Here is a 17,173-nt window from a genome sequence, read left to right as displayed (position 1 = left end):
ATTACTTTGTACGATGTTTCTCAATAAAACTAGCCATGGTATTTACTGAAGCAAATATTTCCTTTCCCTGGTTGGGATCGGTCAGTTTAATTCCATAATCTTTTTCAAGCAATACTATTAATTCCAGGGCGTCAATGCTATCAAGTCCCAGTCCATCTCCAAACAGGGCTTCATCATTTTTAATTTCTGAAGGTTCCATGTCCTCCAGATTAAGTTGTTCTATTATGCTTTTTTTTAGCTCGGTATGTAGGTCACTCATGTGTAGTAGCGTAGATTTTCGGCAACTGTCCCCGTTGAGATTGCAGATCTTCAAGACCGGCGACGTGCCACAAAAATACATCATATTCATTATTGTGCAAGTTTAGCCAACCACAAAGCACATTCTCACAAGCTAAATTCTTAAAATGTATTTCAGCATAATCCAGCATTAGTTCCGGATCGAATTTTTCGTTAATAAAAAAAGCATTTTCAGAGTGAATTGAATGTCTGATACTAATTTCTCCCAGCACGATATTCGGCAAAGTATAGACAAAGACAGAAGGTGAAGCGAAATCGTGCATACTTTCCTGAAAACGAAGATCTGTGTCCAGGCTTGAACTGGAATTTGAAAATATCAGGCCGGTATTTTTCTCAATTTTGATCTTTTCAGAAAGTAATTCTGCAGCGATGAAGCCTGCTTTACTAAGTCCGTCCATTTTAAAGAACTTGGAATAATTCATTCCGAAGAATTTATACGACTGACTCATGAATTTAGCGGGCGCTATATCCTTTTTTGTTTCAAACAACAAACCTTCAGAAGATATGATCCTATTGTCCTTAATTCTGATGAACTTAATTGAATGATCTTCAGACATATGATTTAGTTTTTTTGAAGAGCATGGCAATATTGCAGCCTCCAAAACCTGATGCTGTTTTTAATGCCATATTAAGTTCTTTCTGAGTAGCTTCCGTAGTAATATTTAAGGATGCAGAAACACCTAAGCTTTCGAAATTCTTCGAAATGATAAGTTCATCATTGAGTAAACTATGTTTAAGCAAAATAGATTCGATCAAGGCTGAAGCGCCTAAGGTATGCCCGAAATAGCCTTTCAAGCTATGCAATGGAATGTCGTTGAGATTGGATCTATTGAATGCTATAGCTTCCATTTCATCATTATACATGGTCGCCGTTCCATGAGCTGAAATAGCGTCAATTTCTTCGGAGATTATACCTGTAAATTGCTTAAGTCTGGTAATTGCCTGGTACAAACCTTCACCATCCCTACTAGGACCGGAAATATGATTTGCATCATTGGTAGTAACAGCATGAACAAATTGCACATTTTGTTCCTGTGATGTTTGCCCATCAATAAATACTGCTGCAGCAGCTTCTCCGAGACTGATTCCGTTTCTTTCGGCATCAAATGGTTTGCATGCCTTCGCGCTCATCGCCTGGAATGATTGAAAACCAGATAATACAAATTCTGAAACCAGGTCGCCCGCTGCTACTATGGCGTTTTTAAACTTCCCTGACTGAATAAAATCTGCTGCAGTTTTTATAGCCAGACCTCCGGAAATACATGCATTTGATACCACGATTGGTTTTTGTTTAAATCCGAAAAAGTCGGCAACTACCTGTGCCATTTTCCAGAGTTCAACCCGGTCTTTTCCAAATTTATTGGAGTTCAATAGATCGATGTTTCCTTTGGTTGTGGCAATCACCAGTCCTGTAATGAAAGGATCTACCATTGTTTCTTTATTGATCACATCCTTTATAGCCAGAATCAGCATTTTTTCCAGCTTTGTGTAATCATCACAATTACCGATCAGGGAAAAACTACGATCAATGAATTCTTCTTCAAGAATCCCGGCGTAATATCCAGCTGGATACTTTGAAGTAGGCTTTTGAAGTTTCAAAGCTGAATTTTGCAATCTCAATTCCCCTAGATTGGCCAAAGTACCAAAACCCAAAGGAGAAATTATGCTATCAGATTCTAAAAAAACTTGCTGCATTTTACAAGTTCATTTTTGATTTCCAGGCTTGATAGAACTCGGGGTTTATAAGCGAGAGTTCTTTATTTCGATCTAAAAAAACCTGTACGGTTCTCCCCGTACAGATTAATTCTTCATTTTTAAAGATCTTATAGGTAAAGATCATTTTTGCCGAAGCAACAGTTTCAAAACTTGTTTCAACTGTAAACTGATCTCCATAAGCCAAAGGTTTCTTATGCTCACAACTTGAGAATACAATAGGTGTTGCGTACCCATTTCTTTCAGCATCGAGATAAGAAATACCATGAGAATTGCAGAAATCCTCTCGTCCTTCCTCAAAATATTTAAGATAGTTTCCATGCCAGACGATTTTTAGAGGATCGCATTCATGAAACTTTACTTTCAGTTTTGTGGTATGAGTTAATGATGTGGACATTAATCGACGGTTACCGTTTTCATTTCAGACAAAGCGATCACCTCTCCCCTGTCATTTTCGGTTCGGGCAGAGACCGAGGTCACGTTCATGATCTCATGCAAAATCTCCACATAGGTGGTAATACTCTCTCCAACCAAAGGCTGCCCAAGAATTTCAACAGTTTTAATCACACCTATAAAACCTGTTTTTGGCTTCGTATTCCCGCTGAGAGTACCCTGATATCCACGATGCAAGGACATACTTTGAGCCATATGTTCAATAAGACCGCTCTCAGATAATTTACCCTTATCGAGCATGAGACTGTCTTTCGGGACTGTAAACCCTGTTACACCAGTAAGATCTGTGTATTCAAATAAAGTGTCCACGAATACAAAAGGTTTCTTTTGTGGAATTAGATTAGAAATTTCTTCTGCTGAACTGATTGGATGATGTAATAAGTTTTCTGCCATAGCTAACTGAAATCGTTCCAGTAATCGTAATAATTATACCATTGGTGAGGATATATTCTCACCATTCTTTCCAGATCGTCAAGATAAGATTTTAAAATTTCTTTCTTCGTGTAGCTGCTAGCTTTATAAGGTCGAGCAAAAAAATGATAGTGGAAATTCTTTTCTCGCATTAGATGTACGAACAAAACTGGAATTTTATTCCTGGCGGCAAGTTTGAAAGGACCCTCCGGAAATTTCACCATTTCTCCAAGGAAATTAGCTTCCAAAGTACTCGAATGCTCCATAAATCTGTCTGCTGCAAATACCAGTAATTCATTATGATCCAAGGCTTTTTTCATCGCGAATACATGACTTAGATCATCCTTCATCTCGATCACTTTCACCTCTGTATCTCCAGTGACAGATTGCAGGTAATTCTTGATCTGTTGATGTTCAAAATCAGTTACTACCAGATTTACAACTGCATCTGCATGACGTTCCTCAAAGAAATGTTTGGCAAGATTAAAATTACCAATATGTGCTGTGAGCAAGATTCCGCCTTTCTTCTGCTTCAGCAATGATTCTATATATTCAACGCCATCGAATTCAAAAGTAAACTTGTTCTTTAGTCCATTGGTGATGGCAATCCTGTCTAGTTGTATTCTTCCGAAGGTAAAATAACTGCGATATACATTAAAAGCCGAGCTTAATGGAGAATACCCAAGCCTCTTTCTGAAGAGATAATAGGTGCTGCGGGTTGAAGAAAAAGAGAAGAGGATAAAATAAGCGGCAACGAATAGGAGTACGAAATAAGCCGCGATCAGTCCGCAGCTTTTAATAATTTTTACATAGATCCTGAAGCCAAGTAAAGTTCCCCGGGATTTCCCTTTCCAAGTAGCCATGATTAAGAGTAGAGTCCGCCATTAATATTTATCACTTCGCCGGTGATATACGAAGATCTATCAGATGCCAGAAAACTTACCAGGTTAGCGACTTCTTCCGGATCTCCAAATCGATTTAATGGAATTAGTTCTTTAAACTTTTCAGCATCAAAATCTGCCGTCATTTCAGTATTAATAAATCCGGGAGCGACGGCATTTACCGTTACTTTCCGTTTCCCAATTTCCTGAGCAAGTGCTTTTGTAGCCGCAATAACAGCTCCTTTTGCTGCTGAATAATTTACCTGTCCCGCGTTTCCCTTTAAACCTGAAAGTGAAACCATATTAATGATCCTTCCGCTTCTAGCTCTCAACATATCCTTCAGAACGCTCTGGGTCACATGATAAAATCCCTGCAAACTAGTATCTAAAACCGAATTCCAGCTATTCTCAGACATAAAAATAAAAAGTCCGTCGTCACTAATACCAGCATTGTTAACCAGAACATCAATACTGAAATCCTTATTCTCAGATTTCCACGTACTCATCTTCTCTGCAACTTCCGAAGGATTTGCAACATCAAATTTTAGAAGTTCACAGGAAACGTTCAATGATTCAATTTCCCGTTTGACCGCCTGAGCCGCCTCCTCATTAGACCTGTAATTCAATAAAATATTGAGTTTACGATCTTTGGCCAGCGCTAGACAAATCGCTTTTCCAATTCCGCGAGAACCGCCGGTTACCAAAGCAAATCTTTTCTTAGTCATAAGCCTGATGAGTTTTGAGATATAACTTTAAATTCTGAATGTCTTTATATAGAACTCTGTCTTCTTTTATCTGTGGAAAAATCATTTTAAGATCTTTAATTTTTAAGGTAGTCGCTGAAGATAAACGATCATCATATTGAAGTATATAAAGCGCCTGAAGGATCGTAGCCATTTCAGTAGCTAAAACCTCGTAGCAATTGTTGATCACCTTACGCGTCATCATTGCTGAATTTGCTCCCATACTTACAATATCCTGATTATCATTGTTGTTAGGTATACTATGAACGTACATGGAATTAGAAAGCATTTGATTTTCAGCAGTAGTCGAAACCGCTGGAAACTGTGCACCCTGCATTCCAAAGTTCAAACCTAATTTCGAAGCATTGACAAAAGCCGGTAAAATGTCATTTAGTTTTGGATTCAGTAAATAGTTGATCTGCCTTTCAGCAAGCATGGATGTTTTGGTCATTACCAGCCTAAGTTTATCCATTTCCAGAGAAATATAATCACCATGGAAATTACCTCCATGGTAAACCTGCTCGGTCTTTACGTCGATAATTGGATTATCATTAGCAGAATTTACCTCTTCCAGTAAAATTTTAGTACTATGTGAAAGAGTATCCATTACAGGGCCAAGAACTTGTGGAACGCATCTTAAACTATAATATTCCTGAACTTTTTCTTTGAACAACTCCGTTTTTGCATGATCGGTATTATAAAGTTCTTCCTTTCGGGATCTTGTGAGGCCGGAGTCCTTTAAGTGATTTCGCATAAGCTCAGCAATTTGCTGCTGACCCTTATGAAGTTTTGCCTGATTTAATTCTTCGGAAAGATGGTCATCATAAGCTTCTACGATTTCATTGATCACAGAAGAGCAAAAAACCGACCAGTCCAGCAATTGTTTTGCGTAAACAATATTGACCAGGCCTAGCCCAGTCATTGCAGAAGTTCCATTCATGATCGCCAGCCCTTCTCTAATCGTGATCTTGGCTGGCTGAATATTCTTTTCTCTGAAGATCTCTTCAGTATTTCTGCGTTTACCTTCGTAGAAAACTTCACCTTCTCCAATAAGGACCAGCGCGAGATGTGCTAATTGCACCAGATCGCCTGAAGCTCCTACTCCACCATGTTCAAAAATCAAAGGTGTAATTTCTAAATTGATCAATTGAATTAGAACTTCAGCAACAGAGATATCGATTCCAGATTTACCTAAGCTTAGAGTATTAAGCCTGGCTAACATCAATGCCCGCACGTCAACTTCAGAAAGTACAGCACCTGCGCCTGTAGCATGACTTCTTATGAGGTTCATCTGGAGTTTGACAGAATCTTCTTCCGCAACCCGGTATTGAGCCATAGGTCCAAACCCTGTATTTACTCCATAAATGATCTTATTTCGTGAAAATTTCTCAAGAAATTGATGACTTTGAATAATCCTGTCTCTGGCTTTAGCACCTAATTCCACCCTTATTCTCTGAAAAACAACTTGTTGAAATTCTGAGAGTGTAAGTTCCTTCTCCAGGTTGATCATAAGTAGCTGCTTAATTTCAGGATTATATAAAGATTGTGCTCTGGACAAATGTAATATTTTTAGTGGGAAAGCTGCATATGGTATGAATCGCGGGATAAATTTGAAGTATTGATAATTTCATAATTATGAACTTAACCTCTCCAGAATTTTATCAAATTATTGCTGAAGTTATTAAACAGTTAGCATTGAAGAATCAGCTATTAAAATTAATTTCAATAGGATACATTAGTCCAATAGATCTGCCAATTGGCATGATCGATTGCTTATATCTCACGAAAGCTCTGCCGTAACTGGCAGAGCTTTTTATTTTGGTGAATTCTACTGAAGCATATTTTCCATTAGCTTTGTATTGACAGATTATGGATAAAAAAGAATATGACGTTGTAATAATTGGTGCGGGACCGGCTGGTATGGTTGCAGCAGGTTACCTGGAGAAAACCGGTGTATCTGTATTGGTGCTGGAAAAGCAGTTTTTTCCAAGGTTTACCATTGGGGAAAGTTTGATCCCCCGCTGTATGGATAATTTTTCTGAAGCCGGATTACTCGAAGACCTGCAGGAACAAAATTACCAGAAAAAGACAGGCGCCCGTTTCGTTAAAAATGGGAAAATCGCTGAATTCGATTTTAGTAAAAAGTTCGGGGAAGGCTGGGACTGGACCTGGCAGGTACCCAGAGCCGATTTCGACCTGAAACTTGCAGAAAGTATTCAGAAAAGGGGCGTGAAGATCAATTTTGGAGCTGAAGTGGTTTCTGCGAAATGGGAAAACAAGCTATGGACTATAGAATCTAAAGACCCGAACGCCGTTCTAAGCAACATTACTTCCAGATTTATAATTGATGCCAGTGGAAATGGACGAGTCCTAGCCGGACTGCTTAAACTGGAAGCTCCTGCAAAAATTTATGATCATTCCTCCATATTCACTCACATAAAGGAAGATAACCGACCTCCAGGTAAGGAAGAAACTCAAATTACATTTGAGATCATTACGAGGGGTGCCTGGTTCTGGTATATTCCTTTTTCTAATGGGAATACAAGTTTAGGCTTTGTAGGAGAAAACGACTGGTTCAATACATTCTCAGGATCAAGAAGTGAAATGTTTAAGCAAATGCTGGGTCAGTGCGATTTTTACAAAGATCGGTTCTCAAAGCAGGAATACTTGTTTGAGCCTGTAAAACTATCTGGTATATCCAAGAATGTTCAGCTTTTACATGGTGATGGTTTTGCGCTGGCTGGAAACTCAGCTGAATTTCTCGATCCGGTATTTTCTTCCGGGGTTGCATTTGCGACAGAAAGCGGATTATTAAGTGCAAAACTAGTGGCAAGGCAATTGTCTGGAGAAATTATAAACTGGGATAAAGAGTATACTGAGCATATACAAAAGGCTATTAATGTTTTCGCCACCTATGTAAAAGAATGGTATACAGGAAGATTACAGGATATATTTTTTACTGATAATGCGAGTGAAAACATTAAAATGCAAATTTGTTCTGTACTTGCAGGATATGTTTGGGATAATAAGAATCCTTTTGTTCGAAATCATGAGAAGGCTATCAAAAATTTGCACAACTTTTTATATTCAGAAAAGTTTCAATAAAATTATTTCGGCTATTTAATTGAAGTCAAGTAGTTTAAGGGAAGCAGCTCAATTTTAGCTTAAATTTTCTTTCAAAAAAATAAAAAAGGTTTGGTTGGTACGTAAGTAAAACTTAGATTTGCAACCGCAAAATTACTTGCGAAGTTCTTAAATAAATGGAGAGTTGCCAGAGTGGTTAATGGAGCAGTTTGCTAAACTGTCGACGAGCAATTGTCGCATGAGTTCGAATCTCATACTCTCCGCTAGATTTTTAGTCTGTGGTTCTTTTATTCTCTTTTCGACCGGAAAATTGGAATAAATTTCCTCCGCTTCCCGGATATGTCATAAGATAGTTTGGAACGGATAAGACTAAAAACACTATTCACTTTTCGGGGTGTAGCGTAGCCCGGTTATCGCGCCTGCTTTGGGAGCAGGAGGCCGCAGGTTCGAATCCTGCCACCCCGACTAAAGCCTGTTAATCTTATGATTGACAGGCTTTTTTCATTTTAGGTTTTTTCGATGCCTATTCCTGGCTCGTTTTATTCTGGACCTGGTAGATCATTATACCTTACAAGCATTAATAAACCAATTGCACTTTGGTATCATCCAATATTGTTTCATAAGAAGATTATCTAATCTTAGGAATTGAAAATTTCAGTAAATACTGGTTAACTAATTTATCTTCAGTAGGTCTGATATATAAATTATTTAATTTAGAAGCTTACATTCCTTAGTTATTCTGATGTGAAACCGAAAACAATAAAGATTCAAACTTCTCGCGAATTCGAAGCTGCTTTTAAAGTTTATCCTCAATTGCCCAAAAAGAGACTCTTATACTTACGTGAACTGATCATTCAAACTGCTCAGGAAACTCAAGGTGTTGTCAAGCTAGATCTTAATTTAAAGTGGAGCGAACCCGCTTTCAGGAGTAATATTGGAAGTACGCTAAGAATAGACTGGAAATCAAAAAATCCCGAACAATATGCACTCTATTTTCAATGCTCCAGCAGGTTGATTGAAACTTTTCGATTATTATACGAACCAAAATTGAGATTTGAAGGAAACAGAGCTATTATTCTTAATTTAGACCAGGAAATACCTATCTATGAACTAAAGGAATGTATTAAAGCTTGCTTGAGGTATCACGAGATCAAACATCTTAAATTTTTAGGTATTGCATAAATGTTTATTGTCAGGCGCTTTAAGCATCATCCATCATAATCCATTTGTAGATCTCTTTACAACTATTTTCTTATGATTGACCTGAAAAAACGCTGTTTTAATGAGTAATCAATCGAGATCAGTAAGGTATCAGATAAAATCACTCATAAAAAAAGCCCGCTAAATTTACAGGCTTCTTTTATATCTAATGTTGCTTCTATCTAAGACTGGCTACAGTAATAGAAGGATATTTTGCTTTTATTAGCATATAAACTCCATAACCTACCAGACCTATGGCAACTATACCTAATGCAACCGAACCAAATTCTGCCTGAATATAACTAAATGCATCGGTTTGAGTTTTAACATTGCTACCACTGGAAAGTCCGGACTTCAATGTTAAATAAGCCATAAGACCTAAAACTAGTCCTCTGGCGGTATGTCCAAATTTACCGGCATTAATAAGCAACTTCTGCTCTTTTTGATCCATTCCTGCTTCTTCCACTTCCTCTCGGAATTTTCCAGAGTATGCCCGATACAAGTCATAGATAGCTTTTATTGCCATACCTATACCAATAATGATAGCGATCGTATCTCCGTTAGAACCAGACATGATTCCACCCATCATTCCGCCAGAACCACCTGAACTACTACTACCGAAAGCCAATTTGAAAGAGTAATAAGCCAAACCACCATAGATGAGTCCGCTAATAAAATATCCTATCCGCTTTCCATAACCTTTTAGATTGTCTTCAAACTCTCCTGGGTTATAAAATACCTGGTACATTCTCCAAAATACATATCCAAGAAGTCCGATTCCCATAACTACAAGTAAAACCTGCCCGTATGACTGTTGTGCTAAGTATTGTAATGCACCCTTACTTCCCGATTTTTGTCCGCCCTGACCAAACGCAGCCATTGCTGTTAACACTCCGATTAGGCAATAAACTGCACCTTTCGCAGCCATTCCAAACCGCGCAAAATTCTTTTTCTTACTACTCATTTTAACTAATTTGATTGGTTAATCAATTTTAAAGTTATCGGAAATTGAACGTCTGACTAAACAATACCTCAAACTTTAGGCTAATTTTAGCTTAATTCAGCTTCAAGACTTACGCCTTCGTCATTAAAATTAAGAAATCAGCCTTTTTCGATAAATTTTCGATGGTCTTTCAACCATTTATTTAATTTGAAAGATTCAGCTTGTGTAGCTTTCTTTTTAGTATTCTGATTTATCCATTGAGCTGATTCTGTTTCTTTCACAAATAGTTTGTCATAACTATACAAAGTTGCTCCAAACACCTTTACGTATTTGACACTTTTGATCTTATAACAATTCTCGTCTTTGGAAATATTAACCAGGTTCATTATTCTTAATAAATTTGCTTTAACTGATTCGAAAACTAAACAGTAAAATTAGGGTACAATGCGTATGCTTTAGCCTAAGGCTTTGTTAAGATTAGCTATGCGTACGAATTAGACTAAACATTGAAGCAAATCCGGTATCTTAATATTATAACTGAAATCCTAAAATTTTTGACCTCCTTACAAAATTTGAAGGCTATACAGCTGAAGATGTATTAATTGACTAAATGTTAATTCTTAAATATATCTTAATTTATTCTATTTCTCTTTATAACTTTACGTTTGAACCGAACAAAAAAATCCCCACCCTATGAAAAGATTGAACTGTTTGTTATTAATTTTCGCTATGTTTTTTATCGTATCCTGCGACACAGACAATGATGATATGAAATTGGTAGAAACAGAAATGATCGCTCTAAATGAGATTTTACTGAATTCTGAATGGCGAATCACCAGTTTTACTGAAAACGGTCAGAATAAGACCGATGATCTTAAAAATTATACATTTATTTTTCAAAGTTCGAATGAACTGATTGCAGATTCCAACCTTGGATCTTTTAATGGAACCTGGAGAGTCTCCAATGATAACGGAACCGAATTTGATCCCTCCAATGATCTCGATTTTATGATCTTTTTCACCCCTAATGGAAAACTGGGAGATCTTACCAATGCTTATGATGTCATCTCTGCTAATAGTGCTGAGATAAACTTAAAGCTGGAGGAAAATGCTGAGGGGAATTCCGGATATCTATCTTTCGCCAGAAATTAATTAGCTCCATAATGTTTAGCATTGCCCGGTAAATCTCTAAATTGCCGGGAAAATCATAATATGAGTAATTATAAAGCAGCAGACTCCAGGTATGATACTATGGAGTATCGAAGATGTGGTAAAAGTGGTTTAAAGTTGCCTTTACTTTCCTTGGGTCTCTGGCATAATTTCGGAGATAATGATGATCAGGACAATGCGCGGGAAATACTTCATACCGCATTTGATAATGGAATTACGCATTTTGACTTGGCTAACAATTACGGCCCGCCATACGGTTCTGCTGAAAGTAACTTCGGAAAGTTCTTTAAGCAGGATTTTAAGCAATATAGAGATGAGCTCATCATTTCTTCCAAAGCCGGATGGGATATGTGGCCCGGACCTTATGGAAATTTTGGTTCCAGAAAGTACCTGATCGCGAGTTTAGATCAATCCCTGCAAAGAATGGGTCTTGATTATGTAGATATCTTTTATCATCACAGGCCAGACCCGGAAACCCCTTTGGAAGAAACCATGGGTGCTCTGGACCAAATCGTAAGAGATGGAAAAGCTTTATACGTTGGTATTTCACAATATAATGCTGAAGACACGGCCAAAGCCGCCAAGATTCTGAAGGAGCTTAAAACGCCATTTATAATTCATCAGCCCCGTTACAATATGATCGATCGCTGGGTTGAAAATGGATTAATGGATACTCTGGAACAAAACGGACTTGGAAGTATTGTCTTTTCTCCTCTTGAACAAGGTATTTTAACTGGCAAATATCTTAATGGGATTCCGAAGAATTCAAGAGCTGCTAAAGAAGGTAGTTATCTGGATAAATCACAAATTACAGAAGAAGTTGTTTCACAAATTCAGCAGCTGAACGAGTTAGCTGAAAAACGTGAACAAAGTCTTGCGCAAATGGCTGTAGCATGGCTTCTAAAAGATGAAAGAGTAACGTCTGTCTTAGTTGGTGTTAGTAGAAAGTCTCAGTTAGAGGACAACCTGAAAGCTATCAAAAATATTCATTTTAGTACAGAAGAACTAAAGGAAATAGACAATATTCTCAATTTTTGATATTTTCAGAACTTTTGGAATCTATTTGATATAGACCTCCAGAAGTTCTGCGCTTTCTGCGGAAATCTCCACTTCATTTGTGTTTGCTGGGATTAAAACCGATTCTCCAGCTTCAAGCTCTTCGGAATTAGAACCGATTGTAATTTTAGCTTCGCCGGAAACACACATATAGATAACAAAAGAATCCAGATTTGAAAGGTTTTTTGTCAGTTTACCTTTCACCGGAAGATAGTTCGTAGTGAAGTATTCACAGCTGGCTATTTCTGAAGATTGATTTTCTACATGCTCATATTCCAGCTTATAATCATCTTTCTTCTCAAAGTCTATAGCATCCAGCGCAAGTTCTGTGTGTAGTTCACGGCTATTACCCTCGTTATCTACACGATCCCAATCATATATTCTATAGGTAATATCTGAAGTTTGCTGAATTTCTGCAAGTAAAATCCCTCCTCCTATCGCATGAACCTTCCCGGTATTTATGAAAACTGAATCTCCTTTATCTACTTCTTCGAAATTGAGAATATCGAGAATTTTCTTGTTTTCGAGATTATTTACATATTCTTCTTTATTGGTATTCTTATTAAAACCAATATTCAATTTAGAACCTTCATCGGCCTGCATCACATACCACATTTCGGTTTTCCCAAAGGAATCATGTCTTTGCTTAGCCAATGCATCATTAGGATGTAGTTGAACAGAAAGATCTGTCTTAGCATCAATAAACTTGATAAGCAGCGGAAAATCATCTCCAAATCTTTTATAAATCTCCTCCCCCATTAATTCTGCATTATACTCCTTAATAAGATCTGTTAGTTTTTTTCCTTCTTCTGAACCATTACTAACTTCAGATATAAAGCCTTTTACCCCGGAAATCTCCCAGCTTTCACCTACATTCTCCTTATCGGTCTTTTTATTCAGAATATCACGAAGCTTGTTCCCGCCCCATATCTTTTCCTGAAGTATTGGTCTGAATTTAATAGGATAATCAACCATGCCTGAATTTTTTTTAAAATTTGTCAATTTTGTAAAGATCTCTGTATAACCGTTCCTTGTGCTTATTACCAACAGGATTCATATCGATCTCTTCAATTTTTTCAATAGTATAACCTTCAAAAGTTTCGATCACTTCTTCTTTCTCCTCTTCCGTAGCCAGTAACAAAAACTGAGACTCTGCAGGTTTTATATAACTTTCTCCATCATACAGAATTTCTATTGGCTGGCCATATTCCCATATCATTTCCGGAGTAAAACCTCTAAATTCATATACTTTAACACCCATGCGCTCCCTGTAAACATCAATAATAGAAATACTTTGATATGCTGGGTTCTTTTCAATTTTAGAAGCTATAGGTAAACCAAAGAATATGACACTAATAATAAACCATACGGTAAGATAGAAAACTGGTTTGATCTTTCTAATCTTTAAATACCATAAAATCATGACTCCAATTGTGAATAGGGTCACAGAGATCGTAATATACCAGCCGAGAAAATTCTGAACCTGCTGACCAAAATAAAAGTATCCCGCAAGCGGAAATAAGAGTCCGATCAACGCAATTAGTCCAAAATTGAAATATACGATCCAGGATTCTTTCTTCGGAATCATATCGAACCTACGGAATAAGTACTCTAAATAAAAGGCTGTATTCAATGCCATTGGAAGCATAACTGGAAGTAAATACCTGGACTTCTTCTCGGGTATTATAGATAGAAGGACTACTGCGCAAAGAGTCCAGATAAGGGTAAACGTATAAGCTTTCTTATCAAAAACTTTATTCTTTAGATAGGGATATAAAAGTGCCACGAAACTCGGAATGGTCCAGATACCACTTTGGATCACAAAACTCCAGTAATAATAAAATGGTCTTACGTTATAATCTAACCAGCGTCCCGTTTCTTTTTCAGTAATCTTAGACACCGCGCTGGTATCTAGAAGATATACATAGATCGTCCAGGAAGCACTAATTAGCAGTGCTATACTAACTGTTAGCAATACTGGCTTCCAGTAATGTTTTAAACTTTTATAGCGATATACGAAGCCAAAAGAGATCAAAAATGGTAAAAGAAGCGCATACATCGATACCGGACCTTTACTTAGAAAAGAACATCCAATAAAGATTCCGCTTAAAACAGCATTTTTCATGGTATTTCCTGAATCCTGAAAGATCTGGAACAAAAAATAAATCGCCATGATCATCCAGCCATGAGTGTGAATATCCCATTGGCCATCCCGACCTGAAAAGAGTATATAAAAACTGGTAGCGCCTATAAGTCCGCTAATGAATGCGTACTTGCTATTATTAGTAAATTTGAAGCCTAGTTTATACAAAAAGATACTTACTATGCTTCCCATGACAGCGGCTGGTAATCTTGCGGCTATCAGGTTTTTCATTCCAAAGAGCATCATGGCTATAGCAGTTAACCACGTTGGTAAAGGCGGTTTCTCATAGCGTGGTTCATTATTCAGGGTCGTGAAGATCCAGTGATCAAGATTGATCATTTCCCGAGCCGTGGCAAAATTTCTTGCTTCCATGATATTTACAAAAATGGCATCGAGATTCACAAAGAATATCGCGAAGCAAACAATCAGTAAAAGCAGAAAGTAATTATCCTTTAACTTCATTCTTCTGAATATAGATATTTCGAAGATACATAATAACACCAAAACTATGACCTGCTAGTAACACAGGGTCTTCTCTAAGGATCGCATAGTAGATGATCAAAGATGATCCAACCAAACTAAGAATCCAGAAGCCAAGTGGTAAGGAAGAAGATTTTCTTCTTTCAGAATAAGCCCATTGATAGATAAACCTGAGGGTGAATATAAGCTGTCCTGCAGTTCCCACGATCAATAACCACATTGGAATATCCACATTTCTAAATAAAGCTGCAGCGTCATACTGATTGTTATTAAACCCATAGATCACCACGAACAAGGGAAAAATCCAGAGAAAAACTCTTACAAACCTATTTACCTTATTCCAGTCTCCCTGTAACTGTAAATTCCTGATGTATATGAAATAGGTAAGCGTCTGACCCAGCATAATGGCAAAATCGTCCCTCAGGTATCCGTATATGAATAATAAGAAAGATGCTAGCAAGCTAATATGCCAGAAGAATTGAGGTGTAACCACTCGTTTATTCTTTTCTGAAAGCAACCATTGTGCAATCATTCTCCCTGAAAAAAGTAGTTGAGCAATAAATCCCAGTAGGTAAATTATCCAATCGTTCATACTTCTGTATATCGCGATTTTATGAAATTATATGAGTTGCAGTGCAATGGATAATGATAGTTTGAGTGATGTTAAGGAATTTTTCTGGCCGATACCACAAATGTAAAATAATATTCGAATTAAGGAATATTTTACCTCTTACCGATTTTTTCTCATACTTCAACTAAAAGTGGCTGTGGCTCAGGGATAAATTAAAATATCAAATTATATTTGAACACCCAATCTATTAGAATACACCTGCCTTGGCTAACCAAATAACTAGTGGTATGCTACAGCAAGAACATTACATCCAGAGTACCGAGGAAGAAATATCTCATATTGAATCTGTAAAAGATTCTATCGAAGAGCTTCGCGAATCGGGAAACTTTTTTAGTGTTTCACTTCAAACACTTGAATTAATAAGAAGATTCAATCATTTATATATACAGGTTTTTGAAAAAATGGATGAAAATCCAAGTTTACTGCACCAATTAGTAGTTGCTGCCGTTGGTCTGGAAAAAAAATTGATCAGAGAAAGCTAAACTTCTAAAACCGTATCTACACTGAAAATCAAAAACTTCCGATTGGGAGTTTTTATTTTTTTAAACTTACCTGAACTTTTCCCAAAAAAAGCATTGTTTAATTTATAAAGTGGTTTATATTTGCAACCGCAAATCGGTGGCATAGCTCAGCTGGATAGAGCACCTGCCTTCTAAGCAGACGATTTGAAATAATGAAAATAACAATGGTGGCATAGCTCAGCTGGATAGAGCACCTGCCTTCTAAGCAGGCGGTCCCAGGTTCGAATCCTGGTGCCATCACCATAAATAAAGGGGTTTCCACATGGTTACCCCTTTTTTTATAAATCAAAACGCACACCTCTCCGCACACTATTTATTATCCTTATATACATTTTTCCAAAACCATTTTTTATGTCAAATTTCTCAAAAACGCACACTTTACGCACACTAATTAATATTTAACTTTTTTTTAAGACAAACACCTACATTTAGATATCTTAAATTTAAATCGTGATCTTTTCATAGATTAATTGAAAATATTTATTCAAACAATAGTTCAGCACATTCCCCTGCATTTCGTTATCACTACATTCCGGGAAAAGAGCTTCACTTAAAAAATCTTAGACACCGTTCCCTTTTTCAACTTCTGAAACGCTCATTATTCAGAATTGCGGCTGAAATAGTTTAGCCATCTTTCAATTTCATAAAGGAACGGAGTCCGCCAGATTGGTATATTATAATAATCTTTCTTCCACTTCAACTTCTTTTTACTTCTCATAATTTATTAAAACTCCATCCCAGCCTACCCGTTTCACCTTTTTTATAATGCAAAATACCATGATTTAGAAGTTAGCCGGAGTGCATAACCGGTCGGCTACGCTTTCCCTTTTATAACTCCTCTCTAATTCTAAATCATGAAACTGTATGGGCATCAAAAAAGGTAACAGCGACGGCTCTACGGGAAGTAAATTTTAAATCAGAAATCATGAAATCTTATCAATTCTATAACACTGAAGCGGAAAGAAAGTTAAAAAATCAAAAAAGGAAAACGCTCAGGATACAATAAGTAAATTTTTTAACCTACCCGTGGGTGAAAGCGGGAAACATAAATATTTCAACTTAATTTTTTTTCAATCATGAGTACACTTAGAAACAAAGTACAGTTAATCGGAAATGTAGGGAACGCTCCCGAAATCAAGAACCTTGAAAGCGGCAAAAAAGTAGCCAGTTTTTCAATTGCCACTAACGAATTTTATAAAAATTCCAATGGTGAGAAAGTGCAGAACACCCAATGGCATAATATAGTGGCATGGGGAAAAACTGCTGAGATCGTTGAAAACTATGTAGGTAAGGGGAAAGAAATCGCCATTGAAGGAAAACTTACTTCCCGTACCTATAAAACTGAAGAAGGAGAGAAACGATATGTGACCGAAATTTTAGCCAGTGAAATTCTTTTGCTGGGTGGAAATGCCAATAATGGCAGCAATTAATCTCTAAATTAAAGAGG

At 37.1% G+C, this 17,173-nt stretch carries 19 protein-coding genes and 3 tRNA genes; 9 read left to right on the top strand and 13 right to left on the bottom strand.

Translation table 11 applies throughout. The features are described from left to right. Window position 1 precedes the first annotated feature (1 nt). From T8I65_RS07865 to T8I65_RS07830, 8 genes are read right to left on the bottom strand one after another with little or no spacing between them, the layout of a single operon-like run. Complete coding sequence (locus T8I65_RS07865; RefSeq protein WP_322300173.1) at window positions 2-259, bottom strand: phosphopantetheine-binding protein; 258 nt, start codon at window positions 257-259, stop codon at window positions 2-4. After that, window positions 252-854, bottom strand: coding sequence for a 3-oxoacyl-ACP synthase (locus T8I65_RS07860; protein WP_322300172.1), 603 nt, complete (start codon window positions 852-854; stop codon window positions 252-254). Before T8I65_RS07860 ends, T8I65_RS07865 begins: the two co-directional genes overlap by 8 nt. Further along, a complete protein-coding gene (locus T8I65_RS07855) occupies window positions 847-1,992 on the bottom strand; it encodes a beta-ketoacyl synthase N-terminal-like domain-containing protein (protein ID WP_322300171.1) in 1,146 nt (381 codons plus the stop codon). The genes T8I65_RS07860 and T8I65_RS07855 overlap by 8 nt, the downstream gene beginning before the upstream one ends. Before the next feature lies 1 nt (window position 1,993). After that, window positions 1,994-2,407 carry a thioesterase family protein gene (locus T8I65_RS07850; RefSeq protein ID WP_322300170.1) on the bottom strand — a complete coding sequence of 138 codons (414 nt, stop codon included), beginning with the start codon at window positions 2,405-2,407 and terminating at the stop codon, window positions 1,994-1,996. After that, the gene (locus T8I65_RS07845; protein WP_322300169.1) at window positions 2,407-2,856 is read right to left on the bottom strand and encodes a hypothetical protein; all 450 of its coding nucleotides are present in this window, start codon (window positions 2,854-2,856) and stop codon (window positions 2,407-2,409) included. The genes T8I65_RS07850 and T8I65_RS07845 overlap by 1 nt, the downstream gene beginning before the upstream one ends. 2 nt (window positions 2,857-2,858) lie before the next feature. Further along, complete coding sequence (locus tag T8I65_RS07840; RefSeq protein ID WP_322300168.1) at window positions 2,859-3,737, bottom strand: lipid A biosynthesis acyltransferase; 879 nt, start codon at window positions 3,735-3,737, stop codon at window positions 2,859-2,861. A gap of 2 nt (window positions 3,738-3,739) precedes the next feature. Beyond that, window positions 3,740-4,480, bottom strand: coding sequence for a 3-oxoacyl-ACP reductase FabG (gene fabG, locus T8I65_RS07835; protein ID WP_322300167.1), 741 nt, complete (start codon window positions 4,478-4,480; stop codon window positions 3,740-3,742). Further along, window positions 4,473-6,008: an aromatic amino acid ammonia-lyase gene (locus T8I65_RS07830; RefSeq protein ID WP_322302789.1), complete on the bottom strand. Its 1,536-nt coding sequence runs from the start codon at window positions 6,006-6,008 to the stop codon at window positions 4,473-4,475. The genes fabG and T8I65_RS07830 overlap by 8 nt, the downstream gene beginning before the upstream one ends. Window positions 6,009-6,367: 359 nt before the next feature. Between T8I65_RS07830 and T8I65_RS07825 the strand changes: the two genes are divergently transcribed. The 4 genes from T8I65_RS07825 to T8I65_RS07810 all read left to right on the top strand — a co-directional run bounded on the left by T8I65_RS07825 (window position 6,368) and on the right by T8I65_RS07810 (window position 8,764). Then, the gene (locus tag T8I65_RS07825; protein ID WP_322300166.1) at window positions 6,368-7,603 is read left to right on the top strand and encodes an NAD(P)/FAD-dependent oxidoreductase; all 1,236 of its coding nucleotides are present in this window, start codon (window positions 6,368-6,370) and stop codon (window positions 7,601-7,603) included. A gap of 157 nt (window positions 7,604-7,760) precedes the next feature. After that, a tRNA-Ser gene (locus T8I65_RS07820) sits at window positions 7,761-7,845 on the top strand. Window positions 7,846-7,972: 127 nt separating this feature from the next. Further along, a tRNA-Pro gene (locus T8I65_RS07815) sits at window positions 7,973-8,047 on the top strand. Window positions 8,048-8,326: 279 nt separating this feature from the next. Next, window positions 8,327-8,764, top strand: a complete 438-nt coding sequence (locus tag T8I65_RS07810; RefSeq protein WP_322300165.1) for a DUF1801 domain-containing protein — start codon at window positions 8,327-8,329, stop codon at window positions 8,762-8,764. Window positions 8,765-8,960: 196 nt separating this feature from the next. Here the strand turns inward: T8I65_RS07810 and T8I65_RS07805 are convergent, their stop codons facing one another. Beyond that, window positions 8,961-9,746 carry a DUF1206 domain-containing protein gene (locus T8I65_RS07805; protein ID WP_322300164.1) on the bottom strand — a complete coding sequence of 262 codons (786 nt, stop codon included), beginning with the start codon at window positions 9,744-9,746 and terminating at the stop codon, window positions 8,961-8,963. Between the two features lie 137 nt (window positions 9,747-9,883). Beyond that, window positions 9,884-10,111 carry a hypothetical protein gene (locus T8I65_RS07800; protein ID WP_322300163.1) on the bottom strand — a complete coding sequence of 76 codons (228 nt, stop codon included), beginning with the start codon at window positions 10,109-10,111 and terminating at the stop codon, window positions 9,884-9,886. Window positions 10,112-10,418: 307 nt separating this feature from the next. On the opposite strand from T8I65_RS07800, the gene T8I65_RS07795 reads away from it, so the two are divergent. Then, window positions 10,419-10,877 (top strand): hypothetical protein, encoded by a 459-nt coding sequence (locus tag T8I65_RS07795; RefSeq protein ID WP_322300162.1) that lies wholly within the window; start codon window positions 10,419-10,421, stop codon window positions 10,875-10,877. Between the two features lie 60 nt (window positions 10,878-10,937). Then, the gene (mgrA, locus tag T8I65_RS07790) at window positions 10,938-11,933 is read left to right on the top strand and encodes an L-glyceraldehyde 3-phosphate reductase (protein WP_322300161.1); all 996 of its coding nucleotides are present in this window, start codon (window positions 10,938-10,940) and stop codon (window positions 11,931-11,933) included. Between the two features lie 21 nt (window positions 11,934-11,954). Here the strand turns inward: mgrA and T8I65_RS07785 are convergent, their stop codons facing one another. The 3 genes from T8I65_RS07785 to T8I65_RS07775 are packed head-to-tail and all read right to left on the bottom strand — an operon-like array spanning window position 11,955 to window position 15,166. After that, window positions 11,955-12,926 (bottom strand): type I phosphomannose isomerase catalytic subunit, encoded by a 972-nt coding sequence (locus T8I65_RS07785; protein WP_322300160.1) that lies wholly within the window; start codon window positions 12,924-12,926, stop codon window positions 11,955-11,957. 13 nt (window positions 12,927-12,939) lie between these two features. Continuing rightward, the gene (locus T8I65_RS07780; protein WP_322300159.1) at window positions 12,940-14,556 is read right to left on the bottom strand and encodes a glycosyltransferase family 39 protein; all 1,617 of its coding nucleotides are present in this window, start codon (window positions 14,554-14,556) and stop codon (window positions 12,940-12,942) included. Continuing rightward, window positions 14,540-15,166: a lipid-A-disaccharide synthase N-terminal domain-containing protein gene (locus tag T8I65_RS07775; protein ID WP_322300158.1), complete on the bottom strand. Its 627-nt coding sequence runs from the start codon at window positions 15,164-15,166 to the stop codon at window positions 14,540-14,542. Before T8I65_RS07775 ends, T8I65_RS07780 begins: the two co-directional genes overlap by 17 nt. Before the next feature lie 266 nt (window positions 15,167-15,432). On the opposite strand from T8I65_RS07775, the gene T8I65_RS07770 reads away from it, so the two are divergent. The 3 genes from T8I65_RS07770 to T8I65_RS07760 all read left to right on the top strand — a co-directional run bounded on the left by T8I65_RS07770 (window position 15,433) and on the right by T8I65_RS07760 (window position 17,156). Beyond that, window positions 15,433-15,687 carry a hypothetical protein gene (locus tag T8I65_RS07770; protein ID WP_322300157.1) on the top strand — a complete coding sequence of 85 codons (255 nt, stop codon included), beginning with the start codon at window positions 15,433-15,435 and terminating at the stop codon, window positions 15,685-15,687. Window positions 15,688-15,892: 205 nt separating this feature from the next. Continuing rightward, window positions 15,893-15,969: transfer RNA gene (locus T8I65_RS07765), tRNA-Arg, on the top strand. 833 nt (window positions 15,970-16,802) lie between these two features. Next, window positions 16,803-17,156, top strand: coding sequence for a single-stranded DNA-binding protein (locus tag T8I65_RS07760; RefSeq protein WP_322300156.1), 354 nt, complete (start codon window positions 16,803-16,805; stop codon window positions 17,154-17,156). Window positions 17,157-17,173 lie beyond the last annotated feature (17 nt).

Origin of the sequence: Christiangramia sp. OXR-203 (assembly GCF_034372165.1) — a bacterium.
GTDB lineage: Bacteria > Bacteroidota > Bacteroidia > Flavobacteriales > Flavobacteriaceae > Christiangramia.
Note: the sequence above shows the minus strand (reverse complement) of the source record. Positions and strands in the feature narration are given on the sequence as shown.

Excerpts from the sequence above, each read along its gene's own strand:
- T8I65_RS07865 (WP_322300173.1), bottom strand. The coding sequence starts at position 259 with ATGAGTGACCTACATACCGAGCTAAAAAAAAGCATAATAGAACAACTT.
- T8I65_RS07860 (WP_322300172.1), bottom strand. The coding sequence starts at position 854 with ATGTCTGAAGATCATTCAATTAAGTTCATCAGAATTAAGGACAATAGG.
- T8I65_RS07855 (WP_322300171.1), bottom strand. The coding sequence starts at position 1,992 with ATGCAGCAAGTTTTTTTAGAATCTGATAGCATAATTTCTCCTTTGGGT.
- T8I65_RS07850 (WP_322300170.1), bottom strand. The coding sequence starts at position 2,407 with ATGTCCACATCATTAACTCATACCACAAAACTGAAAGTAAAGTTTCAT.
- T8I65_RS07845 (WP_322300169.1), bottom strand. The coding sequence starts at position 2,856 with ATGGCAGAAAACTTATTACATCATCCAATCAGTTCAGCAGAAGAAATT.
- T8I65_RS07840 (WP_322300168.1), bottom strand. The coding sequence starts at position 3,737 with ATGGCTACTTGGAAAGGGAAATCCCGGGGAACTTTACTTGGCTTCAGG.
- fabG (WP_322300167.1), bottom strand. The coding sequence starts at position 4,480 with ATGACTAAGAAAAGATTTGCTTTGGTAACCGGCGGTTCTCGCGGAATT.
- T8I65_RS07830 (WP_322302789.1), bottom strand. The coding sequence starts at position 6,008 with ATGATCAACCTGGAGAAGGAACTTACACTCTCAGAATTTCAACAAGTT.
- T8I65_RS07825 (WP_322300166.1), top strand. The coding sequence starts at position 6,368 with ATGGATAAAAAAGAATATGACGTTGTAATAATTGGTGCGGGACCGGCT.
- T8I65_RS07805 (WP_322300164.1), bottom strand. The coding sequence starts at position 9,746 with ATGAGTAGTAAGAAAAAGAATTTTGCGCGGTTTGGAATGGCTGCGAAA.
- T8I65_RS07800 (WP_322300163.1), bottom strand. The coding sequence starts at position 10,111 with ATGAACCTGGTTAATATTTCCAAAGACGAGAATTGTTATAAGATCAAA.
- T8I65_RS07795 (WP_322300162.1), top strand. The coding sequence starts at position 10,419 with ATGAAAAGATTGAACTGTTTGTTATTAATTTTCGCTATGTTTTTTATC.
- mgrA (WP_322300161.1), top strand. The coding sequence starts at position 10,938 with ATGAGTAATTATAAAGCAGCAGACTCCAGGTATGATACTATGGAGTAT.
- T8I65_RS07785 (WP_322300160.1), bottom strand. The coding sequence starts at position 12,926 with ATGGTTGATTATCCTATTAAATTCAGACCAATACTTCAGGAAAAGATA.
- T8I65_RS07780 (WP_322300159.1), bottom strand. The coding sequence starts at position 14,556 with ATGAAGTTAAAGGATAATTACTTTCTGCTTTTACTGATTGTTTGCTTC.
- T8I65_RS07775 (WP_322300158.1), bottom strand. The coding sequence starts at position 15,166 with ATGAACGATTGGATAATTTACCTACTGGGATTTATTGCTCAACTACTT.
- T8I65_RS07770 (WP_322300157.1), top strand. The coding sequence starts at position 15,433 with ATGCTACAGCAAGAACATTACATCCAGAGTACCGAGGAAGAAATATCT.
- T8I65_RS07760 (WP_322300156.1), top strand. The coding sequence starts at position 16,803 with ATGAGTACACTTAGAAACAAAGTACAGTTAATCGGAAATGTAGGGAAC.